Below are 13,061 nucleotides of genomic sequence, written 5' to 3' on the forward strand. Positions count from 1 at the left end.
ACCGGGAGCCGGTCGAGCAGCCTCAGGTGGTGCGACGTGCCGGGACGGTCGCCGGTACCGGTGCCGTCGCGTCCGTCGTGACCAGCTGGTCGTCGGCGAGCGCCATGCTGCCGTGCGTCTCGGGCAGCATCGCCAGCCCGATCACGGCGAGGAGGACGAGCCCCGACACCGACGCGATCGCCAGCGCGAGGCTGCCGCCGAACCACTGCGCCGCGATGATCCCGGCCAGCAGCGGCCCGGCGGCCGTGGCGAGGCGACCGATGCTGTTGGTGACGGCGATCGCGCTCGCCCGCACGGCGGGTCCGAAGAGCTCCGGGAAGTAGACGGAGTTGCCCGAGAACAGGCTGTAGACCCCGAAGCCGACCACGGGCAGCCCGATGAGGTAGGCGGTGTAGGAGTCGGCCAGCGGGTAGAGCAGCCCCACGCCGAGCACCGCGAGCACGAGGCTCACCGCGTACGCCCGCTTGCGCCCGATCGCGTCGGCGATGAAGCCCCACACGGCGTACCCGACCACACCCCCGAGGTAGAGCATGGCCATGGCGTTGGAGACGTACGGGACCGCGGCCGTGCCGGTGATCCCGTCCTTCGCGACGACGCCGCGGATGACCGCCGGGGTCCAGGTGGTGACGCTCCAGAACGCGAACAGGGCACCGGCGGCGATCAGGGTGCACAGGACCGTCCGACGCAGCAGCGGCCGCGTGAACAGCTGGACCAGCACGAAGCGGTCCGCGCTGGTGCGCTCGGCCCCGGCGGTCCGGGCGAGACGGCGCTCGGCCCGGCGCTCGCGGACGACCGCCATCGACTCGGGCTCCTCGACGTGGCGCCGGATGAAGAGGACGAGCAGCGCCGGCACCACCCCGACCAGCATCACCGGGCGCCAGCCGTACGGGCCGACGAAGCGGTAGACGAGCGTGGCCAGGAAGAAGCCGATGGCCAGCCCCGACATCATGATCCCGGTGGCCTTGGCGCGGAAGCGGTTGTTCCACGCCTCCGCGACCAGGGCGGCCCCGATCGGCAGCTCGACGCCCGAACCGAGGCCGGCGAGGAAGCGGAGCGTGACGAAGCTGCCGTAGTTCGGCGCGAAGGCGGCCAGGCCGGTGAAGATCGAGTAGGCCAGGACGCCGATCATCAGCACCCGGACGCGGCCGATGTAGTCGGCGAGCGCGCCGAAGACCACGGCGCCGAGCGCCCAGCCGGTCAGGTAGATCGTGACGGCCAGCCCGGTCCAGAAGGACAGCGACGCGGGGGCCAGGCCCGGCAGCAGCTCGCCGGTGGTCTGGCCGACCACCAGGGTGAAGAGGCTGGAGTCGAGGCCGTCGAGCGCCCAGCCGAGGGTGGTGGCGGCCAGCACCGTCCACTGAGCGCGGGTGATCTCGTGCCGCCAGCCCGGACCGGCGGAGGCAGAGGGTGCGATGGAGCTCATGGAGGTCCCTTTCGTCGTCGAACGGGCGGTCGTGGAGGAGCGGGGTCGTGCGGGTCGCGCGGGGCGTGCGGGGTGGTGCGGGTCAGGCGGGCTGCTCGCCGCGGCGCAGCGAGCCGACGACGAGCCGGTCGACGCTGAGGTCGAACGCCTGGTCGCGCGTGAGGGCGCGCCCGGCGCGCACCATCGAGCGGATCTCGGAGTGCACCCGGGTGCCGTGCCGCAGCACGGCGTCGATCCGGCCGTCCGCCTCGGCGGCCAGCTCGCCGGCAGCGACCACGGCGTTGAGCAGGCCGAGCTCACGGGCGCGGGTGGCGTCGAACGGCAGGCCGGACGCGGTCAGCCAGAAGGCCTCGCGCTCCCCCACCACGGCCGGGAGCCAGGCGAGCACGAGGGCCGGGGCCAGCCCGATCCCGGCCTCCGGGAAGGAGAACGACGCCGTGGACGCGGCGACCGACAGGTCGCACGAGGCCACCAGCCCGACGCCGAACCCGGCCGCGTCCCCGCCGACCTCGGCGACCGTGAGGAGCGGGGTGCGGTCGAGCGCGCGGTGCACCCCGACGAGCACCTCGCTCTCCTCGCGCAGCTCGCCGGGCGTGGTCCCGGCGCGCTCCCGACCGAGGCAGAAGACGTCGCCGTTGCCCCGCAGGCGAAGCGCACGGGTCCCGCTGGGCGGGGCGAGCAGGGTGGCGACCAGCTCGCGGCAGTCCGGGATCGTCAGCAACCCGCTCGGGCGGTCCAGCTCGACGGTGAGGACACCACGGTCGTCCGTGGTGGCGCGCAGGCCCGGCATCAGTTCAGCCGGTCCGTCGCCACGCCGCCGTACCAGTCGACGTCGTCGGGCGCGGTCCGGACGCTGATCGCCCGGACGTGGGTGAAGTCGTGGAACGACTCCCAGCCGCCCTCCCGGCCGATGCCGCTGTCGCGCAGGCCACCCCACGGCGACGACGGGTCCAGACGGTGGTGGTCGTTGACCCACACCATGCCCATCTCGAGCTGCTGCGCCACCCGGTGCGCCCGGGCGACGTCGCGGGTCCAGACCGAGGAGCCGAGGCCGAACTCGGAGTCGTTGGCGATGCGGATCGCCTCCTCCTCGTCGTCGAAGGGGATGACGACCACGACCGGGCCGAACACCTCCTGCCGGGCGACTCCCATGTCGTTCGTGACGTCCGCGAGCACGGTCGGCTGGACGAAGTAGCCGCCCTCCAGGCCCTCGACCTCGCCCGCGCGACCACCGGCCACGAGCCGGGCGCCCTCGGCGACGCCGCCGTCGACGTAGTCGAGGATCCGGCGGCGGGCCCGTTCGCTGATCACGGGACCGAGCTGCGTCTCCGCCAGGCTCGGGTCGCCCATCCGCAGGCTGTCGGCGACGCGGGCCAGCTCGGCCACGAAGTCGTCGTAGATCGTGCGCTGGACGATCAGCCGGCTGCCGGCGATGCAGGTCTGTCCGGCGCCGATGAACCCGCCGAACGCCGCGCCGCGCGCGGCCACGTCCACCGGGGTGTCGTCGAAGACCAGCACGGGCGACTTGCCACCCAGCTCGAGCGTCGCCTTGGCGAACCGGTCGGCGGCGGCGTGGGCGATCTCGCGACCCGGCCCCGTCCCGCCGGTGAAGACGACCTTGCGCACGAGCCGGTGCCTGGTCAGCGCGGCGCCGGCGGTCGGACCGAGGCCCGGCACGACGTTGAAGACCCCGTCGGGGATCCCGGCCTCGGCCGCGATGTCGCTGAGCAGCAGCGCGGTGAGCGGGGTCTGCTCGGAGGGCTTGAGGACCACGCTGTTGCCGGTCGCCAGCGCGGGCGCGAGGCTCTTCGACGTGATCATCATCGGGTGGTTGAAGGACGACAGGATCCCGACGACGCCGAGCGGGAAGCGGCTCGTGTACGAGTGGTAGTCGCCGCGCATCGGCACCACGGCGTCGCGGTCGGCGAGGAGCAGCGCCGCGTTGTAGCGGTACCACTCGGGCAGCCGGGTGATCTGGGCCTTCGTCTCCGTGATCGGACGACCGTTGTTCATGGTCTCGATCCGGTAGAGGTCCTCCATCCGCGCGGCCATGCCGTCGGCGAAACGGTTGAGGACCTGGGCCCGCTCCTGGATGGGCAGGTCGCGCCAGACCCCGCTGCGGAAGGTCGCGTCCGCGACGCGGACCGCCCGGTCGATGTCCGCCTCGTCGGCGCCGGCGACCTCGGCGAAGACCTCGCCGGTGCTGGGGTTGGTGACGGGGATCGGCGCGGCGCCTCCGGGAAGCACCTCACCGCCGATCCGCAGGCCGGTGCGCAGGCTGCCGATGGGCAGCTCGACGACGTCGGCAGTGCGCTCGATCACGGACATCGATGTCCTCCTCTGTCTACAGAACGTTGCCCCTGTATACGGGTAGGCGGTGGTCGTACGCAACCCGTCGCGTGACAATGGGTGCATGACCCCCGCCGCGCGCGCGCTCGCCGCCGAGACCCCGCTCGGTGCCGCGACCCGTGTCGCCAACGCCGTGCGCGACCGCGTGCTGACCGGGGGGATCGCCGCCGGCTCCCGCCTCTCGCAGTCGCAGCTGGCGGCGGAGCACGGGGTCAGCCGCATCCCGGTGCGCGACGCGCTCCAGGTCCTGGCGGCCGAGGGCCTGGTCGAGCTCGGCGGCACGTACGCCGTCGTGCGCGGCATCTCGGTCGCCGAGCTGCAGGAGCTGTACGAGATGCGCGAGGCGCTCGAGCCCGTCGCGACGCGGCTGGCCGTGCCGAACGTCGGGCTGGCCGAGGTGCTGCAGATGACACGCCTCGCCGAGCAGATGGAGGCCTGCACCGACGCCCGGGCCTGGATCGCCGACAACGCCCGGTTCCACGCGACCGTCTACCACCAGGCCGGGCGGCCGATGATGGTCAAGACCGTCGACCAGCTGCGCCGCCTGACCGACCGCTACCTGCACCTGCACCTCGCGGTGATCGGCCACGTCGAGCACCTGCACGTCGAGCACCGGGCGATCCTCGACGCCGTGCGCCGCGGCGACGCCAACGAGGTCGCCGACCTCACGCTGGCGCACCTGACCAGCTCGCACCGCTTCATCCTCGACTACCTGCTCGCCAACCTGCCGGCGTCCGAGGCCTGAGGCGCCTCGCCCGGGGCCCACCCGGGGCCCGCCCGGGCGCGCCGCCCGGCACCGCACCGGTTCCTGTCGGAGCGTCGGGCTAGGGTCAGCGGCAGGAGGCGATCATGGACATCAAGAAGACGTTCCTGGACTGGCCGGTGCTGCGCCAGATCACCGGGGGCGACCCGCTCGGTCGTGGTTCGGCCGTGCAGTCCCCGAGGACCCGGGCGATCACCCCGCGCACCGCCACCGCCGACAAGGTCGTGCAGAGCATCTGCCCGTACTGCGCCGTCGGCTGCGGGCAGCGCGTGTTCGTCAAGGACGGTCACGTCACCCAGATCGAGGGCGACCCCGACTCCCCCGTCTCCCGTGGCCGCCTGTGCCCGAAGGGGGCGAACAGCGAGCAGCTGGTCAACTCCCCGGGCCGCGCCACGACGATGCTCTACCGGCGCCCGAAGAGCGACCGCTGGGAGCGCATCGGGGTCGAGCAGGCCACCGACATGATCGCCGACCGCGTCGTCGAGTCCCGCGCCCGCTGGTGGCAGGACAAGGACGAGGAGGGCCGGCCGCTCCGGCGCACGATGGGCATCGCGGCCCTCGGCGGGGCGACGCTGGACAACGAAGAGAACTACCTGATCAAGAAGCTCTTCACCGCGATGGGCGCCATCCAGATCGAGAACCAGGCCCGTATTTGACACAGCGCCACGGTTCCCAGTCTGGGAGCCTCGTTCGGCCGTGGTGGCGCCACCAACTTCCTGCAGGACCTCCAGCAGGCTGACTGCATCGTCATCGAGGGCTCCAACATGGCCGAGTGCCATCCGGTGGGGTTCCAGTGGGTGATGGAGGCCAAGGCGCGCGGCGCCAAGGTCATCCACATCGACCCGCGCTTCACCCGGACCTCGGCGGTGGCGGACACGCACGTCCCGATCCGGGCGGGCAGCGACATCGTGTTCCTGGGTGCGGTGATCAACTACATCCTGAGCAACGACAAGTACTTCCACGACTACGTCGTCGCGTACACCAACGCGGCGACCCTGGTCAGCGAGGACTTCCGCGACGTCGACGACCTCGACGGCGTGTTCTCCGGCTACGACCCCGAGACCGGCACCTACGACACGGCCAGCTGGTCGTACGAGGGCGTCGGCGAGCACTCGGCCGGCGGCGGTCCCGCCTCGAACCCGGGTTCCGGGGCCGAGGGGGCGGGCGACGAGAGCGAGGAGTCCGAGAGCGACCGCGGCGCGGGCCACGAGCTCGGGGGTCACGGCGCCTCGCTCGACCACGCCGAGGTCAAGCGCGACGAGACGCTGCAGCACCCGCGGACCGTGTTCCAGGTGCTCAAGCGGCACTTCGCCCGCTACACCCCGGAGATGGTCCAGGAGACCTGCGGCATCTCCGCCGAGCAGCTGCTCGAGGTCTGCGAGGCCGTGACCGCGAACAGCGGCCGCGACCGGACGACCTGCTGGGTCTACTCGGTCGGCTGGACGCACCACACCGTCGGCGTGCAGATGATCCGCACGTCGGCGATCGTCCAGCTGCTGCTGGGCAACATGGGCCGCCCGGGCGGCGGGATCCTCGCGCTGCGCGGGCACGCCAGCATCCAGGGCTCGACCGACATCCCGACGCTGTTCAACCTGCTGCCGGGCTACCTGCCCATGCCGAAGGTGGGACCGCACGACTCGCTGGACGAGTACGTCGCGGAGATCGCGAGCCCGGACCAGAAGGGTTTCTGGGTCAACGCGAAGAGCTACGCCGTCAGCCTGCTCAAGGCGTGGTGGGGCGACGCGGCGACCGAGGAGAACGACTTCGCGTTCTCCTACCTGCCCAGGCTCACCGGCGACCACGGCACGTACGCGACCGTGATGTCGATGCTGCGCGACGAGATCGACGGCTACTTCCTGCTCGGGCAGAACCCGGCGGTCGGCTCGGCGCACGGCAAGATGCAGCGCCTCGGGCTCGCCCACCTCAAGTGGCTGGTGGTCCGCGACCTCAACCTCATCGAGTCGGCGACCTTCTGGTCCGACGCCCCGGAGATCGAGACGGGCGAGCTCAAGACCGACGAGATCGACACCGAGGTGTTCTTCTTCCCGGCGGCCTCGCACGTGGAGAAGGGCGGCACGTTCACCCAGACCCAGCGGATGCTGCAGTGGCACCACAAGGCGGTCGAGCCGCCGGGCGACGCGCAGAGCGAGCTCGAGTTCTTCTACCTGCTCGGCAAGAAGGTCCGCGAGCGGCTGGCGGGCTCGACCGACGAGCGGGACCGGCCGATCCTGGACCTGACGTGGGACTACCCCCTCGACGAGTCCGGGGAGATCTCCGCCGACGCGGTGCTCAAGGAGATCAACGGCTTCTTCCTCACCGGGGACAAGGCCGGGCAGCCGCTGAACACGTTCAACGAGATGAAGCCGGACGGCTCCACCTCGGGCGGCTGCTGGATCTACACCGGCGTGTACGCGGACGACGTCAACCAGGCCATGCGCCGCAAGCCCGGGCGCGAGCAGTCCTGGGTGGCGCCGGAGTGGGGCTGGGCGTGGCCGATGAACCGGCGCACCCTCTACAACCGCGCCGCGGCCGACCCCGACGGCAAGCCGTGGAGCGAGCGCAAGGCCCTGGTCTGGTGGGACGAGGAGGCCAAGAAGTGGGTGGGTCACGACGTGCCCGACTTCGAGGTCGGCAAGGCGCCGTCCTACCGGCCGCCGCAGGGCGCCGCGGGTCCTGACGGCCTCGCCGGTGACGACCCGTTCATCATGCAGGCGGACGGGAAGGGCTGGCTCTACGCACCGGCCGGGCTGCTGGACGGGCCCATGCCGACGCACTACGAGCCGGCGGAGTCGCCCGTCAGCAACCCGATGTACCGCCAGCAGGCGAACCCGACCCGCGAGGTCTTCCCGCGCGAGGACAACCTGCAGAACCCGTCGGGCGACGAGCCGGGGGCCGAGCTGTACCCGTACGTGTTCACCACGTACCGGCTGACCGAGCACCACACGGCGGGCGGGATGAGCCGCTTCCAGCCCTACCTGTCCGAGCTCCAGCCGGAGTTCTTCTGCGAGATCTCGCCCGAGCTGGCGCGCGAGCGCGGGCTCGAGAACAACGGCTGGGCGACGATCATCAGCGCGCGGACCGCGATCGAGGCCCGGGTGCTGGTGACCGAACGGGTCACGCCGCTGCGGATCGCGGGCCGGACCGTGCACCAGATCGGGCTGCCCTACCACTGGGGCGTCGGCAACGAGGCGCTGATCACCGGCGACTCGGCCAACGACCTCTTCGGGGTGACGCTCGACCCGAACGTGCACATCCAGGAGACCAAGGTGTCCTCCTGCGACATCCAGCCCGGACGGCGCCCGCGCGGGCCGGCCCTGCTGGACTACGTGGCGGAGCACCGGGCCCGGGCCGGGATCACGACGGCGACGGGCAACCTGCAGCGGACGCCGCCGGAGGGCCCGGACGGTCGGCACGACCGCAACCAGACCCACAGCAGCCACGACGGCGAGGCCGGCAACCCGGACGAAGGAGCGCGATGAGCCTCAGAGAAGCGCTCGGACGACGGCTCGACCCTCGTCGGGGACCCGACCAGGCCTTCACCTCGGTGGAGCCCGGCGGTCCGGCCGTCCGGGCCGGCTGGGGCGAGGAGCCTCCGCCGCGCAAGGGCTTCTTCACCGACACCTCGATCTGCATCGGCTGCAAGGCCTGCGAGGTGGCGTGCAAGGAGTGGAACGGGGTGCCGCAGGACGGCATCTTCGAGCTGCTCGGGAGCTCGTACGACAACACCGGCGCCCTGGGCGCGAGCACGTGGCGCCACGTGGAGTTCATCGAGCAGCGCAAGCCGCTCGGCGGCCAGACCACGGGCGTGACGATCGGGGTTCCGGAGACCGCCGTCAGCGCGGGCGTGCAGCTGCCCGACACCGGCGCCGGCTCGTTCGGGGTGACGGCCTCGTCCTTCGGCACCGCCGGCGCCTTCGACACCATCCCCGGACCGGTCACGGGCCCGGACCACAGCGGGATCGACCTGTTCGGCTCGCTCAAGCCCGAGCCGGTGGCGAAGCAGCAGGACAAGGCGCTCGTCGACCTCGGCATGCCTGCCTTCGACCTGCCGAGCGCCTCCCCCGACGCGGGCGAGCGGACCGAGTTCCGTTGGCTGATGGCCTCCAACGTCTGCAAGCACTGCACGAACGCAGGCTGCCTCGACGTCTGCCCGACGGGCGCGCTGTTCCGCACGGAGTTCGGCACGGTCGTCGTGCAGGACGACGTCTGCAACGGCTGCGGCTACTGCGTGGCCGGCTGCCCCTTCGGCGTGATCGACCGCCGGATCGGCGACAAGAACCAGCCCAAGGACGCGATCGCCAACAAGAACCACGGCATCGCCCAGAAGTGCACCCTCTGCTACGACCGTCTCGGCGAGGGCCTGACCCCGGCCTGCGCGCAGGCCTGCCCGACCCAGTCGATCCAGTTCGGTGACGTCGACGAGCTGCGGGAGCGGGCCAACCTGCGGCTCGCGGACCTGCAGGCCGCGGGTGTCGCCGGCGCGCAGCTCTACGCCGAGGACCCGGACGGCGGCGTCGGCGGCGCGGGCGCGTTCTTCCTGCTGCTGGACGAGCCCGAGGTCTACGGCTTCCCGCCCGACCCGATCGTGACCACGGCCGACCTGCCGCGGATGTGGAAGAACGCGGGCTTCGCCGCCCTCGGCTTCGCCGCCGCGGTGACGGCCGCCTTCGTCGGGGGCCGGCGGTGACGCCCGGGAGCTCCGACCGGGACGTGGACAACCAGATCGGTCAGCAGAAGACCGGCCAGGCGGCCAACCCCACGCACGAGGACGGGCCCAGGCTCCGCGACGAGGGGATCCGCGCGGTCCCCGGGACCGAGGGGCAGGCCAGCGCGACCGCGACCGCCCGTCGCACCGGCGGCGGAGGGCGCGGCAAGGGCAAGGGCGGCGGGCGGCGCCGGAAGGGCCGCGCCGAGGAGCTGATGGTCCCGGACGCCACCTTCACCACCTACTACGGGCGCCAGGTCGTCAAGGCGACGCCGTGGGAGGCGGACATCCCCTTCTACCTCTTCGCCGGCGGGCTGGCCGGGGGTTCCTCCCTGCTGGCGGCGGGCGCGGACCTCAGCGGCCGGCCGCACCTGCGCCGCAACGCCCGCATCACCGCCGTCCTCGCGCTCAGCGCCAGCGGGCTCGCCCTCGTCCACGACCTCGGTCGGCCCGAGCGGTTCTACAACATGCTGCGGGTCTTCAAGCCGACGTCGCCGATGTCGATGGGCACCTGGATCCTCACCGCGTACGCCCCCGGCTCGGTCGTGGCCGGGGCTGCGGAGGTCGCCCGGCTGCTGGACGTCGAGAAGTTTCTCCCGGCGCGGCTCCGGTTCCTCACCAGCCTGCTCGACTGGGCCGCAAGGCCCGGTGGCCTCGAGGCCGCGCTGCTCGCGCCGGCCGTGGCGTCGTACACGGCGGTCCTGCTCACCGACACCTCCACGCCGGCCTGGCACGAGGCGCACCGCGAGCTGCCCTTCGTCTTCGTCGGCTCGGCCGCGGCCGCGTCCGGCGGGCTGGCGATGGTGACCTCGCCGCTCGTGGAGACGGGGCCGGCCCGGCTCCTGGCCGTCATCGGGGCCACCGTCGAGCTCGTCGTCGAGCACCAGATGGAGAAGTCCATGGGCTTCACCGCCGGCGCCCTGCACGAGGGCACCCCCGGCCGTCTGATGCGGGCCAGCAAGATCCTGACCGCCGTCGGCGGAGCCGGTGCGCTGCTGCTCGGCCGGCGCCACCGTGCGTACGCGGTCGCCAGCGGCCTCGCGCTGGTCGCGGGTTCCGTCTGCACCCGCTTCGGCGTCTTCGAGGCCGGCCAGGAGTCGGCCCGCGACCCCAAGTACACCGTCGTCCCGCAGCGCGAGCGCCTGGACGCGCGCCGCGCCGCCGAGGCGGCCGGCGTCCCGACCGGCGCCGCCCCGACGAGCGTCCGCCCCGGCCCACCGGCGGACGACAGCCAGACCACCGACCCCACGGTCGACCACACGCCCCACCCGCAGGAGAACTGATGAGCACCGCCAGCACGACGGCGAGCACCGCCAACCCGACCCGGGGTAGGTGGGGGCTGGTCGTCGCCGCGCTGCTGATGCAGCTCTCCCTCGGCGCCGTCTACGCCTGGAGCGTCTTCAGCTCGGCGCTGCAGAAGGCCGAGGCGTTCAAGCTGACCAAGCCCGAGGCGACCCTGCCCTTTGAGGTCGCCATCGGCATGATCTTCATCGGCACCTACCTGGGCGGGCGCATCCAGGACCGCCGCGGCCCGAAGACCGTGGCGATGATCGGCGCCGCGATCTACGGCGTCGGCGTGATCGTCGCGTCGTTCGCGCGCAACGGCGACCAGCTGCCGCTCCTGGTCATCGGCTACGGCGTCCTGGCCGGCTTCGGTCTGGGCCTGGCGTACATCGTGCCGATCGCCATGCTCCAGAAGTGGTTCCCGGACCGTCGCGGCCTGATCACCGGGCTCGCGGTCGGCGGGTTCGGCTTCGGTGCGGTCGTCACCGCCCCGATCGCGCAGGCCCTGATCCGGAACAACCCGGACGTGCCGACGTCGGCCTTCCTGCCGCTGGGCATCGCCTACCTGATCGCTGCCGTGGCCGGCGCGTTCTTCTTCCGCAACCCGCCCGAGGGCTACACGGTGCCGGGCTACGAGCCCGCCACCTCCGGCAAGGTCGTGGACAGCGGCCGCGACTACACGCAGGGCGAGGCCCTCAAGACCTGGCAGTGGTACAGCCTCACCGCGATCCTCACCCTCGCGGTGCTCGCGGGCATCGCCTTCATCTCCCAGGCCGCCGCCAGCTTCTCCGACATCTCCGGCTACACCGCCGCCGCTGCTGCCGCCGCCGTCGGCTTCCTCGGGCTGTTCAACGGGGCCGGCCGGATCTTCTGGGCCGCCGTCTCCGGGCGGCTCGGGCGCATGGTCACGTTCATCCTGATCCTGGCGATCGAGGGCGTCTGCATCCTGCTGATCCCGCACGTGCACAACGCGGCCCTGTTCTTCGTCCTGGCCGCGCTGGTCTACCTCTGCTACGGCGGCGCCTTCGGCACCATGCCGGCCACGGCGGGCGACTTCTTCGGGGTCAAGAACGCGGGCGGCATCTACGGCCTGATGCTCATCGGGTGGAGCCTCGGCGGCGTCGTCGGCCCGCTGATCGCGGCCAAGCTGATCGGCGGGGACAAGGACTACACCGCCGCGTACACGGTGATCGGCATCATCGCGCTGGTCGCGATCATCCTGCCGATCATCACGCGCATCCCTCGGACGCGTCAGAGCGCGGACGAGGGTTCGCTGGGCACCAAGGGCGCGGCCGCGCGCCGCTGACGGCGTCGGGGCACCAGGTCCTGGATGGCGGCCGTGGACACGTCCACGGCCGCCATCGCCACGTAGCCCGCCAGGGCTCGACGCAACCGCGACCCCTCCCCCCTTCCTGTCGTGAGCAACCAGACCAGCACGGGCAGGTCAAGCGCGTCCTGCCCGACGAAGCCCCAGAGCCAGCCGGTCGAGCGCCCGCGCAGGAACGCCGCCGCGACGACCAGCTCCCGCACCCCGGCGGCCCGGACCGCGTACGCGGGGACGACGCCGGCGAGCCCGAGCGCCCGGGCGGTCGCCTGCGGCGCGAACGTCGGCAGGACGCCGAGCAGCAGGCTCGGGACGCCGAGCAGCAGCCGTTCTCCGCGGGGCAGCGGTGGACGCCGGTAGACGTCGCCGTCGATCGGGGACACGTTGCGGGACATCCCCTGATCCTCGCCCCGGACCGGCTCCGGCCCGGTGCCCTTTCGGCTGAGGAAGGGCTTAAAGAACCGCGCATCCGGCGGATCCGACCCTCAGGAATCCCCTGCACCACTACCGGATCAAGGGAGATCTGCATGCGTGCTCGGAACAGGGTGGTCGCGATCGTCGTCGCGGCCCTGACCATGCTCGTCGGGCTGTCGATGCCCGCCAGCGCTCACGGCAAGACCGGCCACCACCCCGGGACCAGGAGCCTCGCCGCGCTGCTGGCCAAGGACGGGTCGGGCTTCGACCACAACTGGAACGACTTCGACATCACCGACAACGCGGTCGCGGCCGTGCTGAAGGCCAAGCCGAACAGCCCCGTCGGGGTCCTCGCGGACGGCACGACCCCGCTCACCGCCTTCCTGCCGACCGACCGCGCGTTCCAGCGTCTGGCCGAGAGCGTCACCGGGAAGCACATCAGGACCGAGAAGGGCGTGTTCACGGCGGTCGCGGGGCTGGGCATCGACACCGTCGAGGCCGTCCTGCTCTACCACGTCGTCCCCGGGGCCACGATCACCTACAAGCAGGCCCGGCACAGCGACGACCTGGTGCTGACCACGGCCCTCGACGGGGCGACCGTCCGGGTGAACGTCCTCCGCGGGCACAAGGTCTCGCTCGTGGACCTCGACACCGACAACCGCAACCCGCGGATCGTGCGTCGGGACCTCAACAAGGGCAACCTGCAGATCGCCCACGGGATCGACCGGGTCCTGCGCCCGGTGGACCTGCCCTGACGCTCGACCCGCTCGACCGCTGACGCGGACGGCCGCACCCCCAC

10 protein-coding genes and 1 pseudogene are annotated in these 13,061 nt (G+C 72.2%); 7 read left to right on the plus strand and 4 right to left on the minus strand.

Features of this window, described 5'->3' with window-relative positions; translation table 11 throughout:
• Window positions 1-22: 22 nt before the first annotated feature.
• The 3 genes from ABD665_RS14610 to ABD665_RS14620 form a co-directional block, all read right to left on the minus strand.
• Complete coding sequence (locus ABD665_RS14610; RefSeq protein ID WP_204913365.1) at window positions 23-1,423, minus strand: MFS transporter; 1,401 nt, start codon at window positions 1,421-1,423, stop codon at window positions 23-25.
• 82 nt (window positions 1,424-1,505) lie between these two features.
• Window positions 1,506-2,213 carry an enoyl-CoA hydratase-related protein gene (locus ABD665_RS14615; protein WP_204913366.1) on the minus strand — a complete coding sequence of 236 codons (708 nt, stop codon included), beginning with the start codon at window positions 2,211-2,213 and terminating at the stop codon, window positions 1,506-1,508.
• A complete protein-coding gene (locus ABD665_RS14620) occupies window positions 2,213-3,751 on the minus strand; it encodes an aldehyde dehydrogenase family protein (protein ID WP_204913367.1) in 1,539 nt (512 codons plus the stop codon). The genes ABD665_RS14615 and ABD665_RS14620 overlap by 1 nt, the downstream gene beginning before the upstream one ends.
• An 85-nt stretch (window positions 3,752-3,836) precedes the next feature.
• Here ABD665_RS14620 and ABD665_RS14625 point away from each other — a divergent pair, with 85 nt between their 5' ends.
• The 6 genes and pseudogenes from ABD665_RS14625 to ABD665_RS14645 all read left to right on the plus strand — a co-directional run bounded on the left by ABD665_RS14625 (window position 3,837) and on the right by ABD665_RS14645 (window position 11,830).
• Complete coding sequence (locus ABD665_RS14625; protein WP_204913368.1) at window positions 3,837-4,517, plus strand: FCD domain-containing protein; 681 nt, start codon at window positions 3,837-3,839, stop codon at window positions 4,515-4,517.
• A gap of 104 nt (window positions 4,518-4,621) precedes the next feature.
• Window positions 4,622-5,191: a molybdopterin-binding domain-containing protein gene (locus tag ABD665_RS21715; RefSeq protein ID WP_204913369.1), complete on the plus strand. Its 570-nt coding sequence runs from the start codon at window positions 4,622-4,624 to the stop codon at window positions 5,189-5,191.
• A 12-nt stretch (window positions 5,192-5,203) separates the two neighbouring features.
• A pseudogene (fdh, locus tag ABD665_RS14630) lies at window positions 5,204-8,014 on the plus strand (formate dehydrogenase); the annotation flags it as partial.
• Window positions 8,011-9,222 (plus strand): 4Fe-4S dicluster domain-containing protein, encoded by a 1,212-nt coding sequence (locus ABD665_RS14635; RefSeq protein WP_204913370.1) that lies wholly within the window; start codon window positions 8,011-8,013, stop codon window positions 9,220-9,222. The pseudogene fdh and the gene ABD665_RS14635, both read left to right, overlap by 4 nt.
• A complete protein-coding gene (gene nrfD, locus ABD665_RS14640; protein ID WP_204913371.1) occupies window positions 9,219-10,523 on the plus strand; it encodes an NrfD/PsrC family molybdoenzyme membrane anchor subunit in 1,305 nt (434 codons plus the stop codon). Before ABD665_RS14635 ends, nrfD begins: the two co-directional genes overlap by 4 nt.
• The gene (locus ABD665_RS14645) at window positions 10,523-11,830 is read left to right on the plus strand and encodes an L-lactate MFS transporter (RefSeq protein ID WP_204913372.1); all 1,308 of its coding nucleotides are present in this window, start codon (window positions 10,523-10,525) and stop codon (window positions 11,828-11,830) included. The genes nrfD and ABD665_RS14645 overlap by 1 nt, the downstream gene beginning before the upstream one ends.
• Here the strand turns inward: ABD665_RS14645 and ABD665_RS14650 are convergent.
• On the minus strand, window positions 11,776-12,243 hold the full coding sequence (locus ABD665_RS14650) for a hypothetical protein (protein WP_204913373.1): 468 nt from the start codon (window positions 12,241-12,243) through the stop codon (window positions 11,776-11,778). The two genes, ABD665_RS14645 and ABD665_RS14650, sit on opposite strands and share 55 nt — an antisense overlap.
• Before the next feature lie 132 nt (window positions 12,244-12,375).
• Between ABD665_RS14650 and ABD665_RS14655 the strand changes: the two genes are divergently transcribed.
• Complete coding sequence (locus ABD665_RS14655; protein WP_204913374.1) at window positions 12,376-13,017, plus strand: fasciclin domain-containing protein; 642 nt, start codon at window positions 12,376-12,378, stop codon at window positions 13,015-13,017.
• The last annotated feature ends 44 nt before the right edge of the window (window positions 13,018-13,061 follow it).

The sequence above is a fragment of the Microlunatus spumicola genome (genome assembly GCF_039536445.1).
Lineage (GTDB): Bacteria > Actinomycetota > Actinomycetes > Propionibacteriales > Propionibacteriaceae > Microlunatus > Microlunatus spumicola.